The sequence below is a fragment of the Stenotrophomonas maltophilia genome, from assembly GCF_900186865.1.
Taxonomy (GTDB): domain Bacteria; phylum Pseudomonadota; class Gammaproteobacteria; order Xanthomonadales; family Xanthomonadaceae; genus Stenotrophomonas; species Stenotrophomonas maltophilia.
This window is the reverse complement of the sequence record NZ_LT906480.1, coordinates 2,875,850-2,898,898: the sequence shown is the minus strand read 5'-3', so window position 1 is coordinate 2,898,898 and position 23,049 is coordinate 2,875,850. Positions and strand designations below refer to the sequence as shown.

The following is a 23,049-nucleotide window of genomic DNA, read 5'->3' as shown; positions in this document are numbered from 1 at the left end:
CTCATCTATGGCTTCGACGAGCAGGGCCTGCGGTGCGGCAGGCTGTGCTCACTGGAGGTCTCCATCCGCCTGCTCTTTGGTGATCGGGGATTCGAAATACTGGTGGCGATGGGGTTATTTGCCACAGCGCTGATGTGCGGGCGTACCGCACTGCGGGAGGGCATGCATGCCGGGCGGCCACGGAGGCAGGCGGGGCGCCGTGGGCGCAAACACCGCCGACCGGGGCGACCCCGGTCGTAAGGTGTCTGCACCGAGGTAAATCGCTCAGTGTGGGACGCTGCAGGTCGCTTCAGCGATGCAGCGCGTCAATGATCAACCCGGTGGCGATCTCCACCAGCAGGTACTCGCTATCGGACTGGCGCACCCAACGCCGGTCGCGGCCCGGCTCGCGCAGGTCATAGCGCGCGTAGTCGTCCACCCAGTAGCGGCGGTCCACTTCGGCCCACGGCAGGCGCTCGCCACGTCGCCAGGCCTTCTTCTGCCAGCCCGGCGGCGGCGCGTCGCGGTGGTGCGGGCCGCCTGCGTGCGGCGGCGGGCCGTTGCCTCGGGCGTGGTGCGGCGGATCGGCGAAGGCGGGGGCCGCGGCCAACGCGGTGGCTGCGCTCAATGCGATGGCAAGCAAACGTGTGGTCTTCATGGGGATGCCTCCGTCATGGCCGCAGCATGCGGCGCTGTGGCGGGAATATAGGGCAATCCATGTGAATGAATGCGGGTGTAGGCGGTAATTTCCTGAACAGACGGCGCGGCCTGCAGTCGTTGCCAGACAACGGGTCATTGGACCCCGCCCGGGACCGAATCCGTTGCAGCCCAGCCTCCGCCCAACGACACGAAAAGATCCATCTGCCGGTCAATGCGTTCCGCGCGCGAGGCGGCCAATGCGGACTCCGCATCTGCCAGCTCCGCCTGGGCCGAAAGCACGTCTAGAAAATCGATCCTGCCGAAGCGGTAGAGGTGCTGTGCCTGTTCGGTGGCCCGGGCTGCGTCCCGACGCGCGTGCGCCAGGCTGCGCTCGCGTTCAAGCTCCTGCGTGCAGGCAGAAAGCGCGGTCTCGGTCTGGCGCAGTGCCTTCAGCACGACTCCGTCAAAGGAAGCGAGAGCGGTCTCCGCATTGGCACCGGCCGCCGCGATGCGGGCCTTGGCTACGCGGCGGTTGGGCCAGTGCCATGACAGCACGGGACCGATGCTCGCACCGAAGCCGTCGGCCGACAGCAGATGCGCCGGTGTGCCGGCCACGCCCGAGGAGGCGCCCAGGGTGATCTGCGGATAGAGACCCGCCGTCTCGACACCGATCATTGCAGTCGCGGCGGCCAGGCTGCGTTCGGCTGCGCGTACGTCAGGGCGCCGCTGGAGCAGCTGCCAGCCGTCACCGATCGGCAATGCTTGCTGCAGCTCAGGGGGCTGTGGGCACCCTTCTGCTTCCCTGGGATAGTCTGCCGGGACTTTGCCCATCAGTGCGGCCAGTTCGAACAGTGAGGCCTGCCGTTCCGCCAGCAAGTGCGGTATCGCCGCCGCGCTGCGATTGACGGCTGCACCGGCACGGCTGACATCGAAGTCCGTTCCGCGCCCGCCGGCAGCAAGGCGTCGGGTTGCCTCCAGCGTGGCGCGCTGTATCGCCAGCACCTGCCGGGTTGCGGCGAGCGTGTGATTGCTGGCGCACACCTGGAGATAGGCACGGGTGACGGCAGCAGCGACGACCACGCGGACCTGGTCGCGTGCCGCAGCGACAGCCTCCGCGTCCGCGTTGGCGGCTTCGATGCCGCGGCGGATGCCACCTGCGAGATCCAGCGGATAGGAGAGGTGGAGGCCCAGCGCGTACGACTGCGGCGCGGCCGACGCCTGGGTGTAGCCACCGGTATGGGTGAGGGTGCCCGATGCATCCACGTCCCCTTGCACGGCACCGCGCGCGCGGTACTCCAGCACGGTCGCGCTGGCGCGCCGGAGGTTGGCATCGGCGGCGCGCAGGTCGGTATTGGCCGCCAGAGCATCGCGTACGTAGGCGTCAAGCTGGGGGTCGCCATACAGTTGCCACCATCGATCCGGTGGCGCGTCGTGGCTGAACGATGCCTCCTGGCCCGAGACGAACGCCCGCGCCGCCCGTGGGGAGGCTGCGACAGCGCTCGCCGGCAGGTGATAGTCGGGGCCGGACACGCAGGCCGTCATCGGCAGCAGCAGGGCAAACAACCCACAACGTACTGTCCGCACGCTCACTTGCAGGCTCCCGCTGCCGAGGGCGTGATGGTCACATTTGCGGTGCGACCCACGATCAGGCGCGTATCCAGCGGCGCATCATCGATACGGATGCGTACCGGGATGCGCTGTGCCAGCCTCACCCAGGTATAGGTCGGCGCCACGGCTGGCAGCAGGTTGTGCGTGCTTGAGCGCTGATCGTCGGCAATGCCGGCGGCGATGCTGTCAACGTGTCCGCGGACATCGCGGGTGTCGCCCATCAGCCGCGCCACCGCGGCATCGCCCTCGGTGATGCAGGCCAGTTTGGTTTCCTCGAAGTAGCCCTCGATACGCAGGCTGCGGGTGTCGATCAGCGCCAGTGCCTGCGCACCGGGTTGCAGGTAGTCGCCCGCGTGCAGGTCCAGGTTGGTGACGATGCCGTCGGTACTCGCGCGCACCTCGGTGCGTTGCACGTTGAGCTGGGCGACGCGCTGTTCGGCCCGTGCCTGCGCCAGCGCTGCCAGCTCGGTATCGACCTTGGCGGCATTGCGTTCGCGGGTTTCCGAGGCGACAAGGTTGCCAAGTGCGTTGTCCCGCGTCGATTCGCGGCGGGCCAGCGCCAGCGTGGCGCGAGCGCTGCTGACCGCTGCGTCGGCCTTCTCAAGCGCGGCAGCGAAGCGCGGTTGATCCAGCACCAGCAGCAACTCTCCGGCGCTGACCCGCTGGTTGTCGTGCACCAGCACCTGGGTGACCAGCCCCCCCATGTCCGATGCAACGCGCACCACATCGGCGCGCACCCGCCCATCCCGCGTCCATGGGCGTATTTCGTAACGATTCCAGAGGGACAGTGCGGCGACGACAGCAATCGCGAATACAACCAGCGTAGCGCTCCAGCGCCCGATGACGGCAAGCAGGTGTTTCATTTCATTTCTCGAGCAGGGGCGGGAGCCGGATCATCAGCTCCGCCAGGATCACGAACAGGGACAGGCCCACCAAGGGCCGCGCGGCGAACAACCGGTACAGGCCGAGTCTGGCGAGCAGGCGTGAGGTCAGCATCGACAGCACCAGCGCGGCGGCGGCCACGGCGAGCAGGCCGGGAATGAGCACGCCATCAATGGAAAGATCAGAAAGCATGAGGTCAGTGCCGATGGGTGAGCGGGGAGGCCAGCAGGTCGCGGCGCAACCCGCAGAGGAGGTGCGACAGATGCTCACGATCAGCCCCGCTGCTGGCCGCAGCTGCCTCGCGCAAGCGGTCCAGCAGTTCCAGAAGATGGATGTCGACACTGCGTGGCGCGTGAGTGCGCATCCTGAAATGTGCGGCGATGCGCTCGACCAGCGCGGCGTGAAGCGACTGGGTGCGCGGATCGCCCAGGCGCCTGCCCAGTGCGCGGAGTTGGCTGGATGCACGTGCCGCACGAACGTCCGCAAACAATGCCCGCAGGTCGTGCGCGGCGCTGGAACGGCCCTGCAACCTGGGAGCGAGCAGCCCGATTCGATCCAGCATGCGGCTGAGCCAGGCGCGGGTCACATCACCTTGACCGGCGGCGTGTCGTGCGATGTCCCGACGGATGGAACCCTCCAACCGTGTGCGGTTGCGGCCCGCATTGGCGGTCTGGAACAGCTGCATGCTGCACAGTGCCATTGCCGTACCGACGCACAGCGCAACGCTGTTGTTGAGTGCGCCGACGATGTTGACCGTATTGGTCGCACCCAGGCCTGCGATGAGCGGAAACGTCAGCACCACGCCCAGCGCAGCCATAATGAAGGGCGGCCGGGCCAGGAACGATCCGCACAGCAGCAGCACCGGCGCCAGCGCGGCCATCAGGCCGACGAAATCGGACAGCGCGGGGAAGATCAGCAGACCGTAGAGCAGGCCGACGGCAACGCCGATGCACGATCCCACCAGATAGCGCATGACATGCGGCGCAGGCGCTTCGATCGTGCCGAACAGAACGCACGCCGTGCCGATGATGGACACCGCCGTGGCGCCGTCCGACCAGCCGGTAACGATCCACAGCACGCAGCTCAGCAGGATGCCTACGAACGCCCCCAGTGCGCTGCGCGCGGCGTTCCTGTGATCCCGGTGAATCACTGCGCCCTGCACATTCCGCGCAAGACGGTCAGGCACATGCAGGCGCCAGTCGGGGCGGGCAGTGTGCAGTTGTGCCTGCAGCACGCGGCAGTCGGCGTGGGCGAGGTCGAGCTCGGCCTGTTGCGCGGCGAGGCTGGCCTGCAGCAGATCGCGCCAGCCGCTTGCATCCATTGTGCCGGCCTGCGGTGAACGCAGCCGAGCGATGGAATCTTCCACCGCGCTGGACAGCATCAGTACGTCCAGCATCCGGTCATGCAGGGCACGCAGGATCTGCACCTGGGCCACGCCGTGGGCGCTGTCGAAGGGCAGGTGGATCGACAGCACATGCAGCTCGAGCAGGTCGGCGGCCACTTTCGAGCGGTCCGTCGCCAGCACCGTGTCCGATGCACTGGCGCGCATGTCGCGTGTCCATCGTTCCGCATCTTCCAGCACGGCAGCAACCCGTGCGTGCACGCGCATCGAAACCCGGCGCGGCAGCACCAACCCATGTACCAGCGTGGCGGCCAGGATGCCGATGGCGATTTCCTGCACCCGCGTGATGGCAATGGTGAACACCTCTCCCGGCACCATCACCGCAGGAAACCCGATCAGGCTGGTGGTATAGCCGGCCAGCAGGAACGCGTACGCACGTGGCGTGCGGTCGAGCATCGCCAGGTACAGGCACAGCGCCATCCAGGTGGCGAGCGCGGCGCTCAGCACCAAGGGCGCATTGGCGAAGCGTGGCACCAGCGCGACGGTGGCGACGGCCCCGCCCACGGTACCGAGCAGGCGGAACAGGCCGCGGCTGAGCGTTGCCCCGGAAAGAGGCTGTGATACCAGATAGACCGTGCCGATCACCCAGAACGGGCGGTTCAGGCCGACCCTTAGAGAGACATAGAGCCCCAGCGACGCGGCGAGCAGGCATTTGAGCGAGAACAGCACCGCCTCCTGGTCGGTCCTGACGGCAGGGCTTTTAAACCGCGCAAATGCCTGGAGCAGGTGGGGGCGGAGCAGGGTGGGGGAGTGCATGCAGCTCATGCTAGTGACCGGCCGCACTGGCGAATTTCGCTACAATGACAATCAATCGCTAAAACCGGTCAAAGTGAGAATGGCTCGCATTTCGCTCCCCGGCTTTGACCTGGACCCGGACGAGACCGATCGCCCGGCGGTTGCCAGCCGCCTGCAGGTGGCCGAGCACGACGCGGAAATTCCGGTGCATGAGCATCGAAAGGGTCAGCTCATTCTTGCGCTGCATGGGGCGGTGACCTGCGAAGTGGCCAATGCGCTGTGGATCGTGCCGCCCCAGTGTGGCGTCTGGATTCCGGGCGGCATGCCGCACAGCAACCGCGCCACCGCCAACGCGCGCCTGTGCTACCTGTTCGTCGAGCCCGGCATCGTCGACCTGCCGGCGCAGTGCGTGACGCTGGCCATCTCGCCGATGCTGCGCGAGATGATCCTGCACCTGGCCGACGCGCCGCTGGACTATCCGCATGGCAGCCACACCGACCGGCTGGCGCGGGTGTTGCTGGACGAGCTGGTACAGATGCCGGCTGAGCATCTGTCGCTGCCGGTCAGCCATCACCCGAAGGTGCGTGCGCTGGCTGGGGCGCTGTCGGCGGATCCGGCAGACCGCAGCACCATCGGCCAGTGGGCCGTGCGCCTGGCCCTGGGCGAGCGCACGTTGACCCGCCTCATCGAACGGGAAACGGGACTGTCCTTCGGGCGCTGGCGGCAGCAACTGCACCTGCTCATCGCCATTCGGGAACTCGCCGCCGGTGCACCCGTACAACGCGTTTCCGAGACGCTGGGCTATGAGTCGGTGACGGCCTTCATCACGATGTTCAAGAAAGCGCTTGGCCTTTCCCCGGCGCGGTACTTTGCGGTGCGCCTGCGTGGGCAGTAGCCGGGGACAGCCCGGGAAGCGCCTGCCTGGAACAGCTACTTCGAGGTGCCGGAGACCGATTGAATCGCTGCCACCACCGCAGCGGGATCCTCGCGCTGGAGGGTGTGGCCGGTTGCCAGGTAGCGGTGCGAGCCGCGCGTGAACCCCGAGAAGAGCAGGGCGTGCTGCGCCTTCCAGAGCGCCTTGCCCGCTGCGGTTTCCTCGAAGAACAGCGGTTCGGCAGCCAGCTGGGTTGCAGTCAGCAGCGCTACCGGCACGTCCGGCATCGTGCGCGGGGTTTCCGCACCGGGTGCATCCAGCTGTTCGGTCAGCACGGCGTAGTCGGCGGCCATGGCTGGCGGCAGCATCGCCCGCAGCTGGGCATCATCTGCCTGCACGCGGGCACTGTCGGCCTGCTTGAACGCATGGCGCTGACCCATCGTGGCCGGGTCCACCAGCACCAGGCCCTGCAGGCGCTCCGGATGGCGGCGTGCAAACTCCGTAGCCAGCAGGCCGCCATAGGAGTGACCCACCAGCACAACGCGGCGACCGGGAGCGAGCGTATCGATCACGGCCGTGAGGTCGGCCAGATGCGCATCGATGCGCTTGGGGTGACCGTCGCTGCCGGACTTCCCGAGTCCCGCACGGGCGTAGGCGATGCTGTGGTAGTCGCGCCCCAGACCGGCAACCACCTCCTTCCAGGCCCCCGCGCCCTGCCCGAAACCGGATTCAAAGACCACGGTGATCGGGCCGGCCCCCATCTCTTCGGCCTGCAGTGTGTAAGCGCCTCGATCCACCTGGATTTCCCCTGCGTGCGCGGTGCCCACTGCGGCCATCATGGCGGCCAGCGCCCACAACGTCACTCGGCTGCTCTTCATTGCCATTCCCTTGGGCCGTGACGCGTGCCAGCCCTTCCGATGGGTCAGGTCTGCAGCGGAGTGCCACAGCCTGCCGACCTCGCGACAGGTCGTGCTGGTAATGTAGTGAGGTATAACACCTAATCCCCGTGCAGGAAGTCATGGGGACAGGGCGTAGCCTGCGGAATGGCGTTGGATGCCTGATTCTGTGATCGGTTACGCGGCTCCACACTTGAATGTGCAAGCGGCCTCGACGATAAAGGCGGCATGTGGCACTGCCGCATTCCGGACCAGGGACGATCCGAAGCATGGCGCGGGGCACAGCTCCGCGTTCTCGTTCCCGCCGGCGCTGTGTTCGTCCAGGAAGGAGAACAGGGATGTTGGAACGACTGAAGACCATTTCGTGTGCCGTGCTGGCGATCGTTGCCGTTGGCTGCATTGCGCCGGCTGTTGTACAGGCGCAGGAAAGCAAGATCACCTGGCGTATTTCGCAGCCCGGCGGCAATTCGACGCAGTACAAGACCCAGCAGCAGGCGGTGCAGGCGATCAAGAGCCTGCCCGCACCGAGTCCGTTCCCGCCGGAGTTCCAGTTCGGTTGGCAGTCTGTCGACAAGATCAAGTCGAAAGTCGTGGACTTGAACGGAAATACGTCGATCACCTACTGGATGGGGAAGGCACAACCCTCCGATCCAGACTGGACCTATCTGAGCACAGCGGAGTTTCCGACCGAAGAGGCGATGGTCGCGAGTTATCTCGCTGAAGTCCAGGCAAGTAACCCTGTGTGTCCGGGTGCTGCTGTTACACCACAGGGTGACTGGTTCTCCGGCGTGCCCGAAATGGAAGGCGTAGTCGAGTCCAGGTTCTATCAAATCACCGATATGATCGGGGAGAACACGGCCGAATCGCCCTGCGCTCCCTACGTGAGCCAGATGGCCTTCGGCCGCAAACGCCGGCTTGATTGCCCTGTTCCACTTACGCAGTGGTCCAACACACACAACGCCTGCGTGAACGAGGAGTTCGTTGTGACCATCACCTCCAAGTCGCAGAAGTGCGACAAGGATGGCGCTGGCACGAATTGTGAGTCGGAAGAACAGGGGGAGGCCGCGAACAAGGCGCCCTGCGACGGAGCCGTAGGCAACCCTTGCGACGTAAAAACAGGCGAGAAGTACGAAATCGCACAGGATTTCGATCTGGGCTGGATCGCACTGACGCGCTTCTATCACTCCGGTATTTCTACTTCATCCGGTGGCTTCGGCTATGGCTGGACCCATTCGCTGGGCGCCCACCTGGCACTGGATGGTGTTGACAGTGTTGGCATCATTGAAAGCACCGGTTTCCAGCGGGCGTTCAAGAAGATCGGCCAGGCCTATGAGGCGGACGACGACAGTGGTGACCGTCTGGTCCAGAACGGCAACTGGACACTGTATTCGGCGGGTTCCATCTCGACCTTCGGCGCGGACGGGCGTCTGACCGCCAAGCGCTTCCCGGATGGCACGTCGCTGACCTACATCTACGATGACAGCGACCGCCTTGCGGCCGTCACCCACAGCAGTGGCCGCACACTGGAGTTCGTCTACCAGTCCAACGACTATGAGGCGCTGATCAGTTCGGTGCTGGTCGAAGGCATTGCGCTCGCCACTTATACCTACACGCCGCAGAACCAGGTCGCCACGGTGACCTATGCGGGTGGCGGTGTGCGTACGTATCACTACGAGAACCAGGCTTTCCCCCAGCACCTGACCGGCATCACCGCCGAGGACGGTCGCCGCTACAGCACCTTTACCTACGATTCCATCGGCCGTGTGATCTCCAGTCAGCATGCCGGCGGTGCCGATGGTGTGACATTGGCCTACAGCCCCAACGGCGGTGCAGTCGTGACCGACGCGCTTGGGCGGCAGACCGACTACACCCTGACACCCGGCGGCGGCACCGCGCCGTCGCGCAAGGTAACCGGCCTGAGTGATTCGCAGGGAACCGTCAGCCGGACCTACTACGACCAGAGTGTCGACTTCCGCCGGCGCCTGGATACCTACACCGATCGCCGCGGCATCCAGACCAAGCACACCTATGCGCAGGGCACCGATCCGGTGAGCGGTCGTGCCGTCAGCATCCATACCGTGACCGAAGCGGTCGGCCTGCCCGAACAGCGGGTGGTGACCACCGCGCGCGACGTCGAAACCAATGCGGTACTGACCACCCGCATCGGCAATCGTGAAACCCGAACGTCCTTCAATACCCGGCGTCAGCCGACAACCAACACGGTGACCGACACCGCTTCCGGTCAGACGCGCATCACCAGCTACACGTACTGCGAAGCCGCTGATGTGGCAGCGGCAGGCAGCTGCCCGGTGGAGGGGCTGCTGAAGAGTGTGGATGGCCCGCGCACGGATGTGGCCGATGACGTTAGCTATGCCTATTACTCGGCGGATGATGCAGGGTGCGCGACCGGAGGTGCCTGCACCTATCGCAAGGGCGACCTGCGCAGCGTGACCAATGCGCTGGGCCAGACGGTCGAGACCTCGGCCTACGACGCGTTCGGGCGGCCGTTGTCGGTCAAGGACGCCAACGGCGTGGTGACTGATTACACCTACCATCCCCGCGGCTGGCCGACCTCCATCACCGTGCGCGGCGCGACCACTGCCGAGAATCGGGTCACCCAGATCAGCTACTGGCCGACCGGCCAGGTGCAACAGATCACCGAGCCCGACGGCAGCAGCGTTTCCTATGTCTACGATGCGGCGCTGCGCTTGACCGATATCGAGGACAACGCGGGCAACACGATTCACTACACGCTGGACAATGCCGGCAATCGCCTCAAGGAAGAGACGCTCGATGCAGGCGGTACCCTGCGCCGTACCCTGGCACGGACGTTCAACACGCTCGGTCAGCTGACCGCGCTGAAGGGCGCCGGCAATCATGCTACCGGCTTTGCCTACGATGCCAACGGCAACCCCCAAACGATCACCGACGCCCTGCAGCGCGTGACCAGCCAGCAGTACGACCCGCTCAACCGATTGGCGCAGACCCTGCAGGATGCCGGCGGCGTGGCGGCGGAGATCCGCAGCCAGTACAACGCGCTGGACCAGGTCACCCAGGTCACCGACCCGAAGGGCCTGCATACCACCTACGCCTATAACGGTTTCGGTGATATGACCGGGCAAGTCAGCCCGGACAGTGGCGCCAGCAGCTTCACCGTGGACGCCGCCGGCAATCGCAAGACGGCTACCGATGCGCGTGGCGTCACCGCCACCTATCACTACGATGCACTCAACCGCCTGATCGGTATCGCCTACCCGGACCCCAATCTGGACGTGGGCTACAGCTACGACGTGGCACCTGCCGCGTGTACCGCCGACGAGCGCTTTGCCAAGGGGCGCGTGGGGCAGGTGTTGCACGCCAATGGCAGCACCCAGTACTGCCATGACCGCTTTGGCCAGGTCACCCGCAAGGTGCAGACCGTCAATGGTGTCGCCAGCACGCTGCGCTACGCCTACAGCAAGTCGGGTCGCCTGACGGCGTTGACCTACCCCGACGGCAGCGTGGCCGACTACGTGCGCGATACCCAGGGCCGCATCAGCCAGATCGGCCTGACCCGCCCCGGCCAGGTACGGCAGATCGTGGTGAACAACGTGACCTATGCGGCCTTCGGCCCGGCGACCGGCTGGACCTACGGCAACGGCCGCCAGCTGCAGCGTCCGTTGGATCTGGATTACCGCCCGCAGGCGGTACATGACTCGGCCGCAGGTGGCCTGTCGCTGGGCTATGGCTACGACCCGGTCGGTTCGATCACCGAGCTGAAGAACGGCGCAGGTCCGACGGTGCTGGCCAAGTACGCCTACGACACGCTGGGCCGCCTGACCCAGACCCAAGACGGCGCGACCGGCACGCCGATTGAAACCTATGCGTATGACGCCACCGGCAATCGCACCGCGCTGACCACCTCGGCAGGCACCGCCAGCTACAGCTATCCCGCAACCAGCCACCGGCTGACCGCCGTGGACGGCGAAGCGCGCACCCATGACGCAGCGGGCAATACCACCAGCATCGGCAGCAAGACCTTCACCTACAGCGATGCCAACCGCCTGAACGCGGTGAAGCAGGGCGATGCCGTGCTGGAAAGCTACGGTTACAACCATCGCGGCGAGCGCGTGCTGCGTACTCCAGCCGGTGGCGCAGCTCAGATCACGCTGTACGATGAGGCCGGGCAGTGGCTGGGCAACTACTCGGCCACGGGGCAGGCGCAACAGCAGGCCATCTGGCTGGATAACTACCCGGTGGCGCTGATCAACGTGCCGGCTACCGGCGTGCCGGAACTGGCCTACGTGCAGCCGGATCATCTGGGCACACCGCGCGTGGTGATTGATCCGGTGAGTGATGTCGCGATCTGGGAGTGGAACAACAGGAGCGAGGTGTTCGGTAACCAGATTCCGAGTGCTGATCCGGATGGCGATGGTGTGGCGTTCGAGCTGGCACTGCGTTTCCCGGGCCAGCAGGCGACGGATGTGAGTGGGTTGTTCTATAACTACCAGCGTGAATACGACCCGGCGGTGGGGCGGTACTCGCAGAGTGATCCGATTGGGCTCGCAGCGGGGCCAAACACCTTTGGCTACGTGATGGGAAATCCGATGAGTTGGATTGACCCTGAGGGCTTGGAAGTACTTGTATGTTGTCAGCCGGCCTTTGGAGTATCCAACAATCCAATTGATCACCAGTGGATTCGTACGGATACAGTTGAGGCAGGCATGGGTGGCACTCGTGGAAACGTACCTGGTAACGACAGTGGAGACATGCCAGGCGATCCCGTGCAGGTGACCAACCATGTCGGTCGTAGCAATGAGCCTGGAGCATCATGCAAAGTGGTTAAAAATGTCGACGAAGCAAGAGTCAATTCCCAGCTTCAGATAGGGAGATCACTTGGTAGGTGGGGGCCTACGAACCATTGCCAATCATTTGTAGCCAAGACACTTTGGAATGCTAGTACAGTCGAACTGCAGCAAGAGCAGAACAAGCGATTGCTCAACTCGAAGGTTCCTGGGCTGAGGTAGGTATGAAGAGATACATGACATGCGTCCTGCTGGCGTTGCTTTCTTCGGCATGTGCGGATCAGAAGCAGGGCGCAACGACGAATTCGTTCGACGATGAGCGGATAGAATGTGTTGAGCCCGCTCGACTGAAGATCGAGCCGTGGGGAAAAGCGGGCTCTTTGAAGGGGTGCGAGATTGCTGATGGTCCATTTGTCGCCGCAGATGATGGGTATATTCGTATGCGTGGACAGTTTAAGAATGGGCATAAGGCCGGTGTGTGGCGATGGTACGACCGAAGTGGAAATGTCACTAAAGAAGTCAATTACTCACAGTAGTCTTTGCGGGGGAGGCTGGATGCAGTGTCCTGAAGGACATTCCGTGCCCAGATTCCTCACCCCCGACGAGGTCTCCCTCATCCACAGGCTGCTGCCCGAGACGACCGAGGTGTCCGAACGGTTGTTGAAGGATCTGGCGCTCGCCCAGGTGGAGGACGTGGAGGTCGTCGGATTCGGGGGCGTGGTGTTCCTGTCCAGCACGACCCAGGTCTTCGGAAGTGACATTGCCACGGCGATGCTTGCCGATGCCGACGGCGTGCCGGTGAGAGTCACCCTGTGCCTGGACAATCACGATCAGCTCTTCGAACTGGAGCTGTGGAAGGTGGACTTCTCACCGATCATCGGCGTCAATCTGAGGAGCGCTTTCAGCGAGCACTGACGCCTGCTGAAAGCGATCCAAGCTGAAGGGCGTTACGCATGCCCTTCACCCTTCGGGCTGCAACCGCCCCACCCCCTGCGCGCAAAGCGACTGGCAAGCCATGACCAATCCCTCCATCATCCGGTCGCCCAGGTACTGCCCGGGTTCGCCGTTCTGCCGGGTGCGTTCCGCCGCCAACCGCATTTCCAGCACCACCCGCAATCCATTCAACGCACAATCGGCATCGGCATCGGCATCGGCATCGGCATCGGCATCGGCGCGGCGCGGCGAGAGCTTGGCAGCGAGCAGGCAGTTAAGCCGTCCGATGGTGATTGGCCCTTCGTCGATGGGCCTGCCGAACGGCTCAGCTCATCATTGACTCGCTTCAGTGGCCATACGGATTTCCTGAAGCGTCTTGAACCGGGGCATGGTGCGACTCTCTGGCCTGCTGCTGCCATCGGGATAGTAAAAGATGGTCTTGTTGCCTTCGCGCTTTACTTTGGGGCTCACTGAGTGAGTCAGGAATCCGGGATGATAGGCGGGTTCGAAGTGGATGACGCGCGCGTCAAGCGCGCGATATCTTATGAATGTGGGCTCGTCCGTGGTCAGGGTGATGATCTTTCGATGTCCGCCGATGAAATGTTCACTCAGCCACGGATAGTAGTCACGCTTTATTGACATGACACCGTCAGTGCTGACGTTGGGTTCGGCGTTGGGGGCACCATATGCGGAACGGACCTCGTCAAACATTACAACGACGTCGCCGCCCATGCCCTGAATCACATCACCTCCAAATCTGGATGGATCTCCGTGCTCGACTCCAAAGGTTACGTTGCTGAGTTTCCAGCGGCACGCGCCGCCGCCATCGACTGCCATTGAGGCCTTGTAAACATTTGTTCCTGGGCGGCGCACGGGTCGAATCTCCAGTGGCGCATAGTTGTCTCGTGTACGTTTTCCCCAGTCCAGCATGGACCGGTACGTTGTGGTGCATCTCGTCGAGCGGTACATCACCCGCATATCTCGGGCCACAAGTTCCTCGGGCACCGTGACGGTCACCTTGACCGTGCCTAACTCCGGCTTGGGTGAAAGTGCTTGATTCCGGGTAAGGTGACAGCCGCTTAGAAGCAGGAGGCCGAGGATCGCTGCTTGTTTCGGAAGGCTCATCTGCCGGAGTCGGGACATGCGGCCCCCTTCTGAATGCTGACGATGCCATCGGTGTCCTCTTTCAAACAGAATGTGGCTTCATAGATGGCGGTGGGAAAGTACCAAAGATTCGGAATGTTCCGGCTTGCTTGGAAATAGTAGATTGTGTTCAATTTCAATTGAAAATTTTCCCTATTGTCTTTTGGCCCATCCCGCTCGTAGCCGTCTGGTATTGAGCCGTATGCAATGCAATTGCCAGGCTTTAGCTTCATTGGCTTGGCATCGTCCTTCAGGCGGATGGCCCAGCTTTCGGATTCGAGCGTGTAGTACTCCAGCAGTAGCAGGTTGGCCACTGGGAACGAACCCTTCGCTTTTTCCGGTATGAAGATCGCGGGTGTGCCATCCACAAGCCTGATATCTGCCTCTTCTCTGATCAGCTGGAACGCGTGCGCCATGTCTGGGGCCACGCAGCAACCGGCGGCCACGAGCAACGCCAAGGTGCTTTTGAAATTCTGCATTGGTTTCTGATGCCTCCGTCTGCACAGCTCTGAAAGTGCGAGTGATTCAATTGCCCTGATCACCCTTGCCAGCATGGTCGTGTGGTCAGACGGAAGGGGGCGCGGCATTCTGGAGCGGCCGTCACAGGGCGAGTAAGGCGAAGGGCGTCGCATTTGTGCGGGCGAACGCCGGGGCGAAAAGGGGGCAAAGGCGACATCGATAGAGGCTACTGCTCACCCACCTGCAAGCGCCCCACCGCCTGCGCGCACAACGACTGGCAGGCCATGACCAACCCCTCCATCACCCGGTCGCCCACGTACTCTTCCGGCTCGCCGTTCTGCCGGGTGCGTTCCGCCGCCAGCAGCATTTCCAGCACCACCCGCAACCCGTTCAACGCGCAATCGGCATCGGCGAGGGCCAGGCAGCGGCCGGGCAGTTGATGCCGCTCCGGCCAGGGTTGTCCGTCGGCTGCTGCACCGGAGCCGATGCGGTTGAGGTTGGCAATGAAGGTGTTCCTGTCCACCGCAGGCGCAGTCTGTGGCGAGCCGTCGTCGCGGGCGGTGCTGCGGTAGGCGTGCAGATGCGGGAAGTCCGATTCGTTCATGGCAAGGCTCCGTGCAGGGCAATCGGTAGCCGCCACCCATAAAAGTGGCGGGCGGTACGTGGTTCGAATCCGGGTTGGTCCCAAGCCGGTGGGCGCGAACGCCCCCACGCACCGCCCGCCATAGCCGGCAGACGGATTGCCAGCCGGCGCCACGGAATGTGGACGCCGACTGGCAAGCGCAATCACTCAGGACCAACTCGGGATTCGAAACCCGGCCACCCTTTTCCGGTGGCACGCCATCTGAGCCCGTGGCGCTGTGCAATGCCAATCAGAAGAGTTGCAAACATCACTCGATTGGAGACGCTTTCGGCATTCTCCCACGCTGTTAAGCACCGCCAGCGCTAGCTGGCGCGGCGGTCCGCCCGCACCGTGCAATCTGCGACAGGTGTCGAGGTTGGGGGGCGTTAGGGAACAAGGGGGGGAGGGGCGATGACGACAGGCTCTGAAGGGAAGGGCCTGAGTCGAGCATGGCCCGCCTCTACAAGCGTCAAAGCGTGACGTGCGACTCGGGTTGACGTTCCCAGCCACCAAGCGCAGGCTTGTTCAGCACGTTTCCTAAACAGAAGGAGACTTATGACCGCGACCGCTTCGCTGCACCCCACCCCCGACACCCAGGGCCGTTCCCGCCTGTGGAGTGTGTTCTGGCTGCAGGGCGTCATTCCCAGCAACATTCTGTGGGCGGTAGCCCTCTGGGCGCTGGCTAACCAGCGCACCACGCTGCTGTTGGGGGTATTTGCCGTGCTGCTGCTCTATACCGGTTGGATCATCCCGGCGGTCTGGCGGGCGGCGCCCACCGCGCACAACCCCAACCTGGGCGTGGCGGCGCGCGGGCTGACCGTGGCCTGGGGGCTGAACACCGTGCTGGTGATCTTCTTCCTGACCCTGCAGCTGGTGGCTCAATAGAACTGAACGGGCTCGCCGCCACGGTCGAAGGCGGCGAAGCGGCCGATCTGACCGTCATGGATGGCGTTGACCATCAGCTTCAGCGGGCGCGCGGCTTCGTCGCTGTTGGGTGCGAAACCGCCTCTGCCATCCAGCGCCGCCACGAACACCAGGTCCCAGTCGATGCCGGTGGTGGTCGACTCGGCCGCCAGCGCCTGGAAGCTGGGCACCTCGGCCGGCAGCTTGTCCACGCACAACACCGGCGACAGGGTGCCGCCCTCGCGGCGGTCATGCCGGTCGCGCTGGTCACTGGTGGGCGATTCGGGCAGCTCGGCGCGCACGAATACGAACAGCAAGCGTTGCGGTTCAGCCTGCTCGCCGGCGGCATGCAGCAGTTGCTGGAAATCGTTCATCATCATGAGGGTTGTCACACGCCCGCTGCACGGAAAGCCGCATGCTGCCACAACGCCTGCCGCGCGGGGCCGAACACGATTGATTTAAGTCATGCCCATGGAACTGAAGGCCGCGTACTCTGGCAATCGTTCCAGCAGGCGAGGGTATCCGGGCCGTTCCGGGCACAGGCAAGACGGTGGAGCAACAAGGTGGACCAGCCATGAGCCAACTCACCGACGGTTTCGGACGCAGCTTTCCGTACCTGCGCCTGTCGTTGACCGAAGCCTGCAACTTCCGTTGCAGCTACTGCCTGCCCGACGGTTACCAGGCCGATGGCCGCCCGCGCTTCCTGCAGGTGGATGAAATCTCGCGCCTGGTGCGTGCGTTTGCCGCGCTGGGCATGAGCAAGATCCGCCTGACCGGCGGTGAGCCCAGCCTGCGCAAGGACCTGGACGAGATCATCGCCACGGTTGCGGCGGTGCCGGGCATCCGCAAGGTGGCCATCACCACCAACGGCACGCTGCTGCCGCGGCGCCTGCCGGGCTGGCACCGGGCTGGCCTGACCGCGCTGAACGTGAGCATGGACAGCCTGCAGCGCGAACGCTTCAAGACCATCACCGGGCATGACCGCCTGCCGGAGATCGAACAGGGCCTGGCCCTGGCGCAGGCGCTGGGCCTGCCGGCGATCAAGCTCAACGCGGTGCTGCTGCGTGGCCTGAACGACGACGAGTTGCCGCAGTGGATGGAGTACCTGCGTGACCGCCCCTTCAGCGTGCGCTTCATCGAACTGATGCGCACCGGCGACAACGAAGCCTATTTCCAGCGCCACCACCTGCGTGCCGACGTGGTGATCGAGCAGCTGCTGGCCGCTGGCTGGCACGAGCGTCCGCGCGTCGCCGATGCCGGGCCCGCGCGCGAGTTCGGCCACCCCGACCATCGCGGCAGCATCGGCATCATTGCCCCGTATTCGCGTGACTTCTGCAAGGGCTGCAACCGCCTGCGGGTGACCGCCAAGGGCGACCTGCGGCTGTGCCTGTTCGGCGAGTTCGGCGTACCGCTGCGCCCGCTGCTGCAGCGCGATGAGGACCACGACGCGCTGCTGGCACGCATCACCACACAGCTTGGCCTGAAAGCGGCCGGGCATGGACTGCACCAGGGCCAGACCGGGCTGACCCCGCACCTGGCCTCCATCGGAGGATGAGCAACACGATGAGTGGGGAATTGAACGCGGCCTTCCATATGGCCGATGTCCGTAACAAGCGCATCAGCCGCCGCCGTGCGGTGGCGGTGGGCGAGCTGCATGCCGGTCCAGTGGCCTATCCGCTGATCGTCGAGCGCCGCCTGCCCAAAGGCGATGCGCTGGTGATGGCCGAGATTGCCGGCCTGCAGGGCGCCAAGATGGCGTCGATGCTGATGCCGCTGTGCCATCCGCTGCCGCTGGAACTGGTGCAGGTGTTCTGCGCGCCGGTGCCGGAACGGCAGGCGATCCGCGTGTGGTGCGAGTGCGCCAGCGAGGCGCGCACCGGCGTCGAGATGGAGGCACTGGCCGGCGTCAACGCGGCGCTGCTGACCCTGTACGACCTGAGCAAGCCGGTGGAACCGGCCCTGCGCATCGAAGGCATCCGCCTGCTGTTCAAGGAAGGCGGCAAGCGCGGCGTCTGGCTGCACCCCGACGGTATGGACGATGCCGAGCGCACGCGTTTCAAGCCGCGTGCGCCGAAGGGACTGGAGGGCGCGGCCTGCGCGGTGATCACGCTGAGCGATCGCGCCAGCGAGGGCACCTATGACGATATCTCTGGCCCGACCCTGGTGACCGGCCTGAAAAAGCTGGGTGGTGAGGTCGTGGCCGCCGAGGTGTTGCCCGATGGCATCGAGCCATTGGCGGGCCGCCTGCAGGCCTTGGCCGCCGACGGTGTGCGCCTGTGCCTGTGCACCGGCGGTACCGGGCTGGGCCCGCGTGACCTGACCCCGGAGGCGCTGCGTTCCCTGGACGCGCGGCCGGTGCATGGCCTGGCGCAGATGGTGCGGGCACTGAGTGCACAGCACACGCCGATGGCCTGGCTGAGCCGCGCCGAGGTGGTGCAGCTGGGCAACATGCTGGTGTTCGCATTGCCCGGCAGCCCGAAGGCGGCGGCGCAGTGCCTGGACATCCTGGCGCCGGTACTGGGCCACGCCCTGGCGATGGTCGAGGGTGGTGGCCACTGATGATTGCCTACAGCGATGCCTTGCAGCACCTGCTGGACGCGGCCACGCCGCTGCCGACCGAGCGCCTGCCGCTGCATGAGGCCGGCGGCCGCACCCTGGCCAGTGACATCCACAGCGGGCAGTCGTTGCCGCCGTTCGACAATTCGGCAATGGACGGCTTCGCGCTGCGCGCCAACGGCGCGACGTTCGAGTCCGGTACCGAATTCGCGGTGCAGGGCTGGCAGGCAGCCGGCGATGCCGGCGCCGAAGGCGGCGAGGGTGCCTGGGAAATCATGACCGGTGCGCGCATGCCGTCCGGGCTGGACACAGTGGTACCGGTCGAGAACGTGGACATTCTCGCCAGCGAGGAGGGGCGCCCGACCCGCATCGCCCTGAAGGCATCGGTGAAGCCGGGCCAGCATGTGCGCCTGCGCGGCCAGGACGTGAGCGAAGGCGAGCGCGTGCTGCAGGCCGGGCAGGTGCTGGATATCAATGCGCGCACCCTCCTGCATGCCATCGGCGTGGGCCAGGTGGCGGTGGTGGCACGGCCGAAGGCGGCGGTGATCGCCACCGGCAAGGAGCTGGTGACCGAGGCGGCGCAGACGCTGGAGTCCGGGCAGATCCGTGACAGCAACCGGCCGTATCTGGTCGGCCGCCTGCAGGCCGCCGGTGCCGAGGTGGTCTGGCAGGGCACGGTGGGCGACGACGTGGCCGCGTTCAATGCGGTGCTGGATGAAGCGCTGGCCGCTGGCGCGCAGCTGCTGATCAGCACCGGCGCGGTGTCGGCCGGGCGCTACGATTTCGTTCCCGATGCGCTGCGCGGCCGTGGTGCGCGCATCGTGTTCCACAAGGTGGCGATCCGCCCGGGCAAGCCGCTGCTGTTCGCGGTGCTGCCCAATGGTGCGCTGTACTTCGGCCTGCCGGGCAACCCGGTCTCCGCTGCCGTGGGCCAGCGTTTCTTCGTCGAGCCGGTGCTGCGCCGCCTGCTGGGGCTGGCGCCGGAGCTCATGTTGCAGCTGCCGCTGCAGGCCGACGTGCGCAAGCCGCCGGGCCTGCGCTTCCACGCGCGTGCGCGGGTGGAAATGGACGGGCAGGGACGCCTGAGTGCGCGCGTGCTGGCCGGGCAGGAGTCGTTCCGTTTGATGTCCATGCTGCAGGCCAACGCCTGGGTGGTGCTGGAGGCCGAGGGAGACCTGGCCAGCGCTGGCACCTACGTGCGCGTGCAGGGCTGGGGTCACCACGAACCGGTGCAGCTGGTGAGCCAGGAGTCATGATGAAACAGGTGAATCTGCAGTTGTTCGGTGCGTTTTCCGATCTGGATGCCAGCCGCGAGATCGCCGTGGATGTGGCCGGTGGCACCGTGGCCGATCTGCGCCAGGCGCTGCGCGAGCTGCTGCCGCTGCGTTGGCCGGGTTTCCGTGCCGGCCTGCTGGACTACTCGGCGTTCGCCGACCAGCAACGCGTGCTGCGCGACCACGAGGCGCTGCCCGACGATGGCCGCGTGGCGATCCTGCCACCAGTGAGCGGGGGCTGAGCGATGAGCGAGAAGATCATCGCGAAGGTGGTGGACCGCGCGCAGGCGGCGATCGATCCAGCCGAGGGCATTGCTGCGGTCTCTGATCCGGGCTTCGGCGGCATCGACGTGTTCATCGGCAAGGTGCGCGACGTCAACATCGGCCGGCGGGTGACCGGGATCACCTACGACCTGTTCGAGCCGCTGGTGCTGAACGAGTTCAAGCGCCTGGCCGCCGAGGTCGAGGCGGCGTTCGGTCCGAAGCTGAAGCTGTATGTGGCCCACACCAAGGGCCGGTTGGGCATCGGCGATGTGGCGGTGGTGGTGGCCGCGGGCAGCCCGCACCGCGACGAAGCGTTCCGCGCCTGCCGGCAGTTGATCGAGGTGGTCAAGCACCAGTGCCCGATCTGGAAGCAGGAACATTACGAGGACGGCGACAGCGAGTGGAGCGAGGGGTGCAGCCTGTGCCATGCGGACAGCGAAGCTTCGCACTCCCATGACCATACGCATGACCACGGGCATTGACCGCGCCCTTCGGAGGGGCGCGGGACTCAGTAGATCCACGCCATGCGTGGATGAGGCCTTTCCCGTGCATCCGGCCGGCGCAGCCACGCATGGCGTGGCTCTAATGCGATGAGCATCAACGGCATCGTGCTGGCCGGTGGCCTGTCCACCCGGATGGGCCGCGACAAGGCGCTGCTGCCGTGGCAGGGGCGGACCCTGCTGGAACACATGCGGGGCCTGTTGATGCAGGCCGGCGCAGGCGAGGTCTGGGTCAGCGGAAACTACCCGGCGTTCGGCGGCGTACCGGACCGCGTGGCACGTTGTGGGCCGCTGGGCGGGCTCTACAGCGTGGCGATGCGCATGCCCGATGGCCCTGCCTGGGTGGTGCCGGTGGATACGCCGCTGCTGCCGCCGCGATTGCTGGAGCAATTGCGTGACGGCCATCGCGGTCCATGCACGATCTTTGCGGGCCACCCCCTGCCCATGCTGGTGGATATAGACGATGCTTGTCGCAATGTACTTGAATCGATGCTGGGTGACCCGGACGGCCCGCGCTCGCTGCAGGCTCTGCAGCGTCGTCTTGACGTGAATTCCGTGGCCCTGGCGCCGGTTGACGAGGCCGGGCTGGTCAACTGCAATACCCCCGAACAATGGGAGGATGTTGCGTCATGAAAGTGCAGTTGCAGGACCAATCGGTACGGCTTCGCCTGGACGAGGCCGAACTGGCGCGCCTGCTGGCAGGTGAATCGGTCGAGAACATCACCCGCTTCGGCGGTATCGAGGGCTGGGGCATGGCGGTGTCGCTGCATGGCGGTGATCAACCGGTGCTGCTCGACGGAGGCACCTTCTGCCGCCTGGTACTGCCGCGTCCGGCCGTCGAGGCATTGGCGGCACGGCTGCCGTGCCGGGATGGCCTGCCATTCGACATTGCCCTGGAAGATGGAAGCCAGCTTCAGCTGCAGTTCGATGTGGACGTGCGCGACAGCGTACGCCAGCGCGGGGTGACCCGCCGCAGCACCGCTTCATCGGTTTGACATTTGTCAGGGGCAGGGTGGAAACCGGCCGCTGATTGATCCAGATCAACCCCGTCGTTGTTGCTGCACGGCCTAATGGCTGCATGACGACGGGTCACAACTTGAAACGCAGTACCCACGTCCTTCCACAGCCTTGGAGCCATGTATGACCGTCGGTAGCGATCCTGTTGTCCGCAGCACTGCCAGTCCCGGTCGCGTCATCAGCGACTGGACGCCGGAGGACCCGGGCTATTGGGAGCGCACCGGCAAGCGGGTCGCCACCCGCAATCTGGTCATCTCGATCCCCTCGCTGCTGCTGGCCTTCTCGGTCTGGGTGCTGTTCTCGGCGGTGTCGATCAGCCTGCCGAAGATCGGCTTCAACTTCAGCACCGACCAGCTGTTCTGGCTGGTGGCGCTGCCCAGCCTGTCCGGCGCGACCCTGCGCATCTTCTATTCGTTCGTGATCCCGATCTTCGGCGGCCGCCGCTGGACCGCGCTGTCCACCGCATCGCTGCTAGCGCCGACGCTTTGGCTCGGCTATGCGGTGCAGGACCCGGCCACGCCGTACTGGGTGTTCGTGGCTATCGCGATCCTGTGTGGTTTCGGTGGCGCGAACTTCTCGTCGTCGATGTCGAACATCTCCTTCTTCTACCCCAAGCAGAAGCAGGGCCTGGCGCTGGGCCTGAACGCCGGCCTGGGCAACGTGGGCGTGTCGGTGGCGCAGGCGGTGATTCCGCTGGTCATCACCGTGGGCGTATTCGGTGCGCTGGGTGGTGCACCGCAGCCCGCGGTGGAGGGTGGGGCACCGCTGTTCCTGCAGAACGCCGGTTTCATCTGGGTGCCGGCCATCGCGCTGTGCGCCATCGCGGCCTGGTTCGGCATGAACGACCTGACCAGCGCCCGCTCGTCGTTCTCCGAGCAGGCGGTGATCTTCCGCCGCAAGCACAACTGGCTGATGTGCTGGTTGTACATCGGCACCTTCGGTTCCTACATCGGTTTCTCGGCCGGCTTCCCGATGCTGGTGAAGAGCCAGTTCCCGGACGTGAACCCGCTGGCCTATGCCTTCATCGGCCCGCTGCTGGGTGCACTGATGCGCTCGGTGGGTGGCAGCATGGCCGACCGCTGGGGTGGCGCACGCCTGACCTTCTGGGTGTTCGCACTGATGATCGCAGCCGTGTTCGGCGTGCTGCACTTCCTGCCCAGCGATGGCCAGGGCGGCAACTTCTACGGCTTCCTGCTCAGCTTCATGGCGCTGTTCGTGCTCAGTGGCATCGGCAACGGCACCACCTTCCGCATGATCCCGGTGATCTTCCGCACCCTGCATGAGCGCTGGTCGGCCAACGACAACGCCGAGGGCAAGGCCACGGCCGCACACCAGGCCAGCATCGAGTCGGCCGCGGTGGTCGGTTTCTCCGGTGCGATCGGTGCCTACGGCGGTTTCTTCATTCCCAAGAGCTACGGCTCGTCCATTACGTTGACCGGCAGCCCCGACATGGCGCTGTACGGGTTCGTTGTTTTCTATGTCACCTGCCTGGCCGTGACCTGGTGGTGGTACTACCGGCGCGGTGCCGAGACACCCTGCTGACGACATGAAAACGCACCGCAGCCAGATGACACACACA

General features: G+C 65.1%; 22 protein-coding genes and 1 pseudogene. 12 read left to right on the top strand and 11 right to left on the bottom strand.

The window, feature by feature from the left end:
• Positions 1-289: 289 nt before the first annotated feature.
• The 5 genes from CKW06_RS13830 to CKW06_RS13810 form a co-directional block, all read right to left on the bottom strand.
• Entirely contained in the window at positions 290-637 is a 348-nt protein-coding gene (locus CKW06_RS13830) for an RcnB family protein (RefSeq protein WP_005413685.1), read from the bottom strand.
• A gap of 134 nt (positions 638-771) precedes the next feature.
• Complete coding sequence (locus CKW06_RS13825; protein ID WP_024958601.1) at positions 772-2,208, bottom strand: efflux transporter outer membrane subunit; 1,437 nt, start codon at positions 2,206-2,208, stop codon at positions 772-774.
• Positions 2,205-3,089, bottom strand: a complete 885-nt coding sequence (locus tag CKW06_RS13820; protein ID WP_024958602.1) for an HlyD family secretion protein — start codon at positions 3,087-3,089, stop codon at positions 2,205-2,207. The genes CKW06_RS13825 and CKW06_RS13820 overlap by 4 nt, the downstream gene beginning before the upstream one ends.
• Position 3,090: 1 nt before the next feature.
• Positions 3,091-3,300, bottom strand: coding sequence for a DUF1656 domain-containing protein (locus CKW06_RS13815; protein WP_024958603.1), 210 nt, complete (start codon positions 3,298-3,300; stop codon positions 3,091-3,093).
• Positions 3,301-3,304: 4 nt separating this feature from the next.
• A complete protein-coding gene (locus CKW06_RS13810; protein WP_231910777.1) occupies positions 3,305-5,266 on the bottom strand; it encodes an FUSC family protein in 1,962 nt (653 codons plus the stop codon).
• A gap of 79 nt (positions 5,267-5,345) precedes the next feature.
• Here CKW06_RS13810 and CKW06_RS13805 point away from each other — a divergent pair, with 79 nt between their 5' ends.
• A complete protein-coding gene (locus tag CKW06_RS13805; protein WP_024958605.1) occupies positions 5,346-6,140 on the top strand; it encodes an AraC family transcriptional regulator in 795 nt (264 codons plus the stop codon).
• A gap of 35 nt (positions 6,141-6,175) precedes the next feature.
• On the opposite strand, the gene CKW06_RS13800 is transcribed toward CKW06_RS13805, so the two are convergent.
• Positions 6,176-6,997, bottom strand: a complete 822-nt coding sequence (locus CKW06_RS13800) for an alpha/beta fold hydrolase (protein ID WP_024958606.1) — start codon at positions 6,995-6,997, stop codon at positions 6,176-6,178.
• Between the two features lie 356 nt (positions 6,998-7,353).
• On the opposite strand from CKW06_RS13800, the gene CKW06_RS13795 reads away from it, so the two are divergent.
• On the top strand, positions 7,354-12,021 hold the full coding sequence (locus CKW06_RS13795; protein ID WP_231910775.1) for an RHS repeat-associated core domain-containing protein: 4,668 nt from the start codon (positions 7,354-7,356) through the stop codon (positions 12,019-12,021).
• A gap of 357 nt (positions 12,022-12,378) precedes the next feature.
• Positions 12,379-12,714 (top strand): DUF6984 family protein, encoded by a 336-nt coding sequence (locus CKW06_RS13790; RefSeq protein WP_024958378.1) that lies wholly within the window; start codon positions 12,379-12,381, stop codon positions 12,712-12,714.
• Positions 12,715-12,759: 45 nt separating this feature from the next.
• Here CKW06_RS13790 and CKW06_RS23975 read toward each other — a convergent pair.
• From CKW06_RS23975 to CKW06_RS13770, 4 genes and pseudogenes are all read right to left on the bottom strand, one after another.
• Positions 12,760-12,948 (bottom strand): annotated as a pseudogene (locus CKW06_RS23975) (hypothetical protein); the annotation flags it as partial.
• Between the two features lie 117 nt (positions 12,949-13,065).
• The gene (locus tag CKW06_RS23615) at positions 13,066-13,875 is read right to left on the bottom strand and encodes a hypothetical protein (protein WP_024958379.1); all 810 of its coding nucleotides are present in this window, start codon (positions 13,873-13,875) and stop codon (positions 13,066-13,068) included.
• On the bottom strand, positions 13,854-14,354 hold the full coding sequence (locus CKW06_RS13775; RefSeq protein ID WP_024958380.1) for a hypothetical protein: 501 nt from the start codon (positions 14,352-14,354) through the stop codon (positions 13,854-13,856). Before CKW06_RS13775 ends, CKW06_RS23615 begins: the two co-directional genes overlap by 22 nt.
• Before the next feature lie 206 nt (positions 14,355-14,560).
• A complete protein-coding gene (locus CKW06_RS13770; RefSeq protein WP_024958381.1) occupies positions 14,561-14,938 on the bottom strand; it encodes a hypothetical protein in 378 nt (125 codons plus the stop codon).
• Between the two features lie 573 nt (positions 14,939-15,511).
• Between CKW06_RS13770 and CKW06_RS13765 the strand changes: the two genes are divergently transcribed.
• Positions 15,512-15,841: a hypothetical protein gene (locus tag CKW06_RS13765; protein ID WP_005416862.1), complete on the top strand. Its 330-nt coding sequence runs from the start codon at positions 15,512-15,514 to the stop codon at positions 15,839-15,841.
• Here the strand turns inward: CKW06_RS13765 and CKW06_RS13760 are convergent.
• A complete protein-coding gene (locus tag CKW06_RS13760; protein ID WP_024958877.1) occupies positions 15,835-16,239 on the bottom strand; it encodes a hypothetical protein in 405 nt (134 codons plus the stop codon). The two genes, CKW06_RS13765 and CKW06_RS13760, sit on opposite strands and share 7 nt — an antisense overlap.
• 194 nt (positions 16,240-16,433) lie before the next feature.
• Here CKW06_RS13760 and moaA point away from each other — a divergent pair, with 194 nt between their 5' ends.
• The 8 genes from moaA (at position 16,434) to CKW06_RS13720 (ending at position 23,012) form a co-directional block, all read left to right on the top strand.
• Complete coding sequence (gene moaA, locus CKW06_RS13755) at positions 16,434-17,414, top strand: GTP 3',8-cyclase MoaA (protein WP_038646093.1); 981 nt, start codon at positions 16,434-16,436, stop codon at positions 17,412-17,414.
• Positions 17,415-17,422: 8 nt separating this feature from the next.
• Entirely contained in the window at positions 17,423-18,418 is a 996-nt protein-coding gene (gene moaCB / locus CKW06_RS13750) for a bifunctional molybdenum cofactor biosynthesis protein MoaC/MoaB (RefSeq protein ID WP_038646091.1), read from the top strand.
• Complete coding sequence (locus CKW06_RS13745; protein WP_038646088.1) at positions 18,418-19,671, top strand: molybdopterin molybdotransferase MoeA; 1,254 nt, start codon at positions 18,418-18,420, stop codon at positions 19,669-19,671. Before moaCB ends, CKW06_RS13745 begins: the two co-directional genes overlap by 1 nt.
• Positions 19,671-19,931 (top strand): MoaD/ThiS family protein, encoded by a 261-nt coding sequence (locus tag CKW06_RS13740; RefSeq protein ID WP_019337814.1) that lies wholly within the window; start codon positions 19,671-19,673, stop codon positions 19,929-19,931. Before CKW06_RS13745 ends, CKW06_RS13740 begins: the two co-directional genes overlap by 1 nt.
• A gap of 3 nt (positions 19,932-19,934) precedes the next feature.
• Positions 19,935-20,435, top strand: a complete 501-nt coding sequence (locus CKW06_RS13735; protein ID WP_024958916.1) for a molybdenum cofactor biosynthesis protein MoaE — start codon at positions 19,935-19,937, stop codon at positions 20,433-20,435.
• A gap of 108 nt (positions 20,436-20,543) precedes the next feature.
• The gene (gene mobA / locus CKW06_RS13730) at positions 20,544-21,086 is read left to right on the top strand and encodes a molybdenum cofactor guanylyltransferase (RefSeq protein WP_038646084.1); all 543 of its coding nucleotides are present in this window, start codon (positions 20,544-20,546) and stop codon (positions 21,084-21,086) included.
• Entirely contained in the window at positions 21,083-21,448 is a 366-nt protein-coding gene (locus CKW06_RS13725) for a hypothetical protein (RefSeq protein ID WP_038646082.1), read from the top strand. Before mobA ends, CKW06_RS13725 begins: the two co-directional genes overlap by 4 nt.
• Positions 21,449-21,593: 145 nt before the next feature.
• Positions 21,594-23,012 (top strand): NarK family nitrate/nitrite MFS transporter, encoded by a 1,419-nt coding sequence (locus CKW06_RS13720; RefSeq protein WP_024958836.1) that lies wholly within the window; start codon positions 21,594-21,596, stop codon positions 23,010-23,012.
• The last annotated feature ends 37 nt before the right edge of the window (positions 23,013-23,049 follow it).

Bases quoted from the DNA above. Each gene is read 5' to 3' on its own strand.
- CKW06_RS13830 (WP_005413685.1), bottom strand. From the start codon at position 637: ATGAAGACCACACGTTTGCTTGCCATCGCATTGAGCGCAGCCACCGCG.
- CKW06_RS13820 (WP_024958602.1), bottom strand. From the start codon at position 3,089: ATGAAACACCTGCTTGCCGTCATCGGGCGCTGGAGCGCTACGCTGGTT.
- CKW06_RS13815 (WP_024958603.1), bottom strand. From the start codon at position 3,300: ATGCTTTCTGATCTTTCCATTGATGGCGTGCTCATTCCCGGCCTGCTC.
- CKW06_RS13810 (WP_231910777.1), bottom strand. From the start codon at position 5,266: ATGCACTCCCCCACCCTGCTCCGCCCCCACCTGCTCCAGGCATTTGCG.
- CKW06_RS13805 (WP_024958605.1), top strand. From the start codon at position 5,346: ATGGCTCGCATTTCGCTCCCCGGCTTTGACCTGGACCCGGACGAGACC.
- CKW06_RS13800 (WP_024958606.1), bottom strand. From the start codon at position 6,997: ATGAAGAGCAGCCGAGTGACGTTGTGGGCGCTGGCCGCCATGATGGCC.
- CKW06_RS13795 (WP_231910775.1), top strand. From the start codon at position 7,354: ATGTTGGAACGACTGAAGACCATTTCGTGTGCCGTGCTGGCGATCGTT.
- CKW06_RS23615 (WP_024958379.1), bottom strand. From the start codon at position 13,875: ATGTCCCGACTCCGGCAGATGAGCCTTCCGAAACAAGCAGCGATCCTC.
- CKW06_RS13775 (WP_024958380.1), bottom strand. From the start codon at position 14,354: ATGCAGAATTTCAAAAGCACCTTGGCGTTGCTCGTGGCCGCCGGTTGC.
- CKW06_RS13770 (WP_024958381.1), bottom strand. From the start codon at position 14,938: ATGAACGAATCGGACTTCCCGCATCTGCACGCCTACCGCAGCACCGCC.
- CKW06_RS13765 (WP_005416862.1), top strand. From the start codon at position 15,512: ATGACCGCGACCGCTTCGCTGCACCCCACCCCCGACACCCAGGGCCGT.
- CKW06_RS13760 (WP_024958877.1), bottom strand. From the start codon at position 16,239: ATGATGATGAACGATTTCCAGCAACTGCTGCATGCCGCCGGCGAGCAG.
- moaA (WP_038646093.1), top strand. From the start codon at position 16,434: ATGAGCCAACTCACCGACGGTTTCGGACGCAGCTTTCCGTACCTGCGC.
- moaCB (WP_038646091.1), top strand. From the start codon at position 17,423: ATGAGTGGGGAATTGAACGCGGCCTTCCATATGGCCGATGTCCGTAAC.
- CKW06_RS13745 (WP_038646088.1), top strand. From the start codon at position 18,418: ATGATTGCCTACAGCGATGCCTTGCAGCACCTGCTGGACGCGGCCACG.
- CKW06_RS13740 (WP_019337814.1), top strand. From the start codon at position 19,671: ATGAAACAGGTGAATCTGCAGTTGTTCGGTGCGTTTTCCGATCTGGAT.
- CKW06_RS13735 (WP_024958916.1), top strand. From the start codon at position 19,935: ATGAGCGAGAAGATCATCGCGAAGGTGGTGGACCGCGCGCAGGCGGCG.
- mobA (WP_038646084.1), top strand. From the start codon at position 20,544: ATGAGCATCAACGGCATCGTGCTGGCCGGTGGCCTGTCCACCCGGATG.
- CKW06_RS13725 (WP_038646082.1), top strand. From the start codon at position 21,083: ATGAAAGTGCAGTTGCAGGACCAATCGGTACGGCTTCGCCTGGACGAG.
- CKW06_RS13720 (WP_024958836.1), top strand. From the start codon at position 21,594: ATGACCGTCGGTAGCGATCCTGTTGTCCGCAGCACTGCCAGTCCCGGT.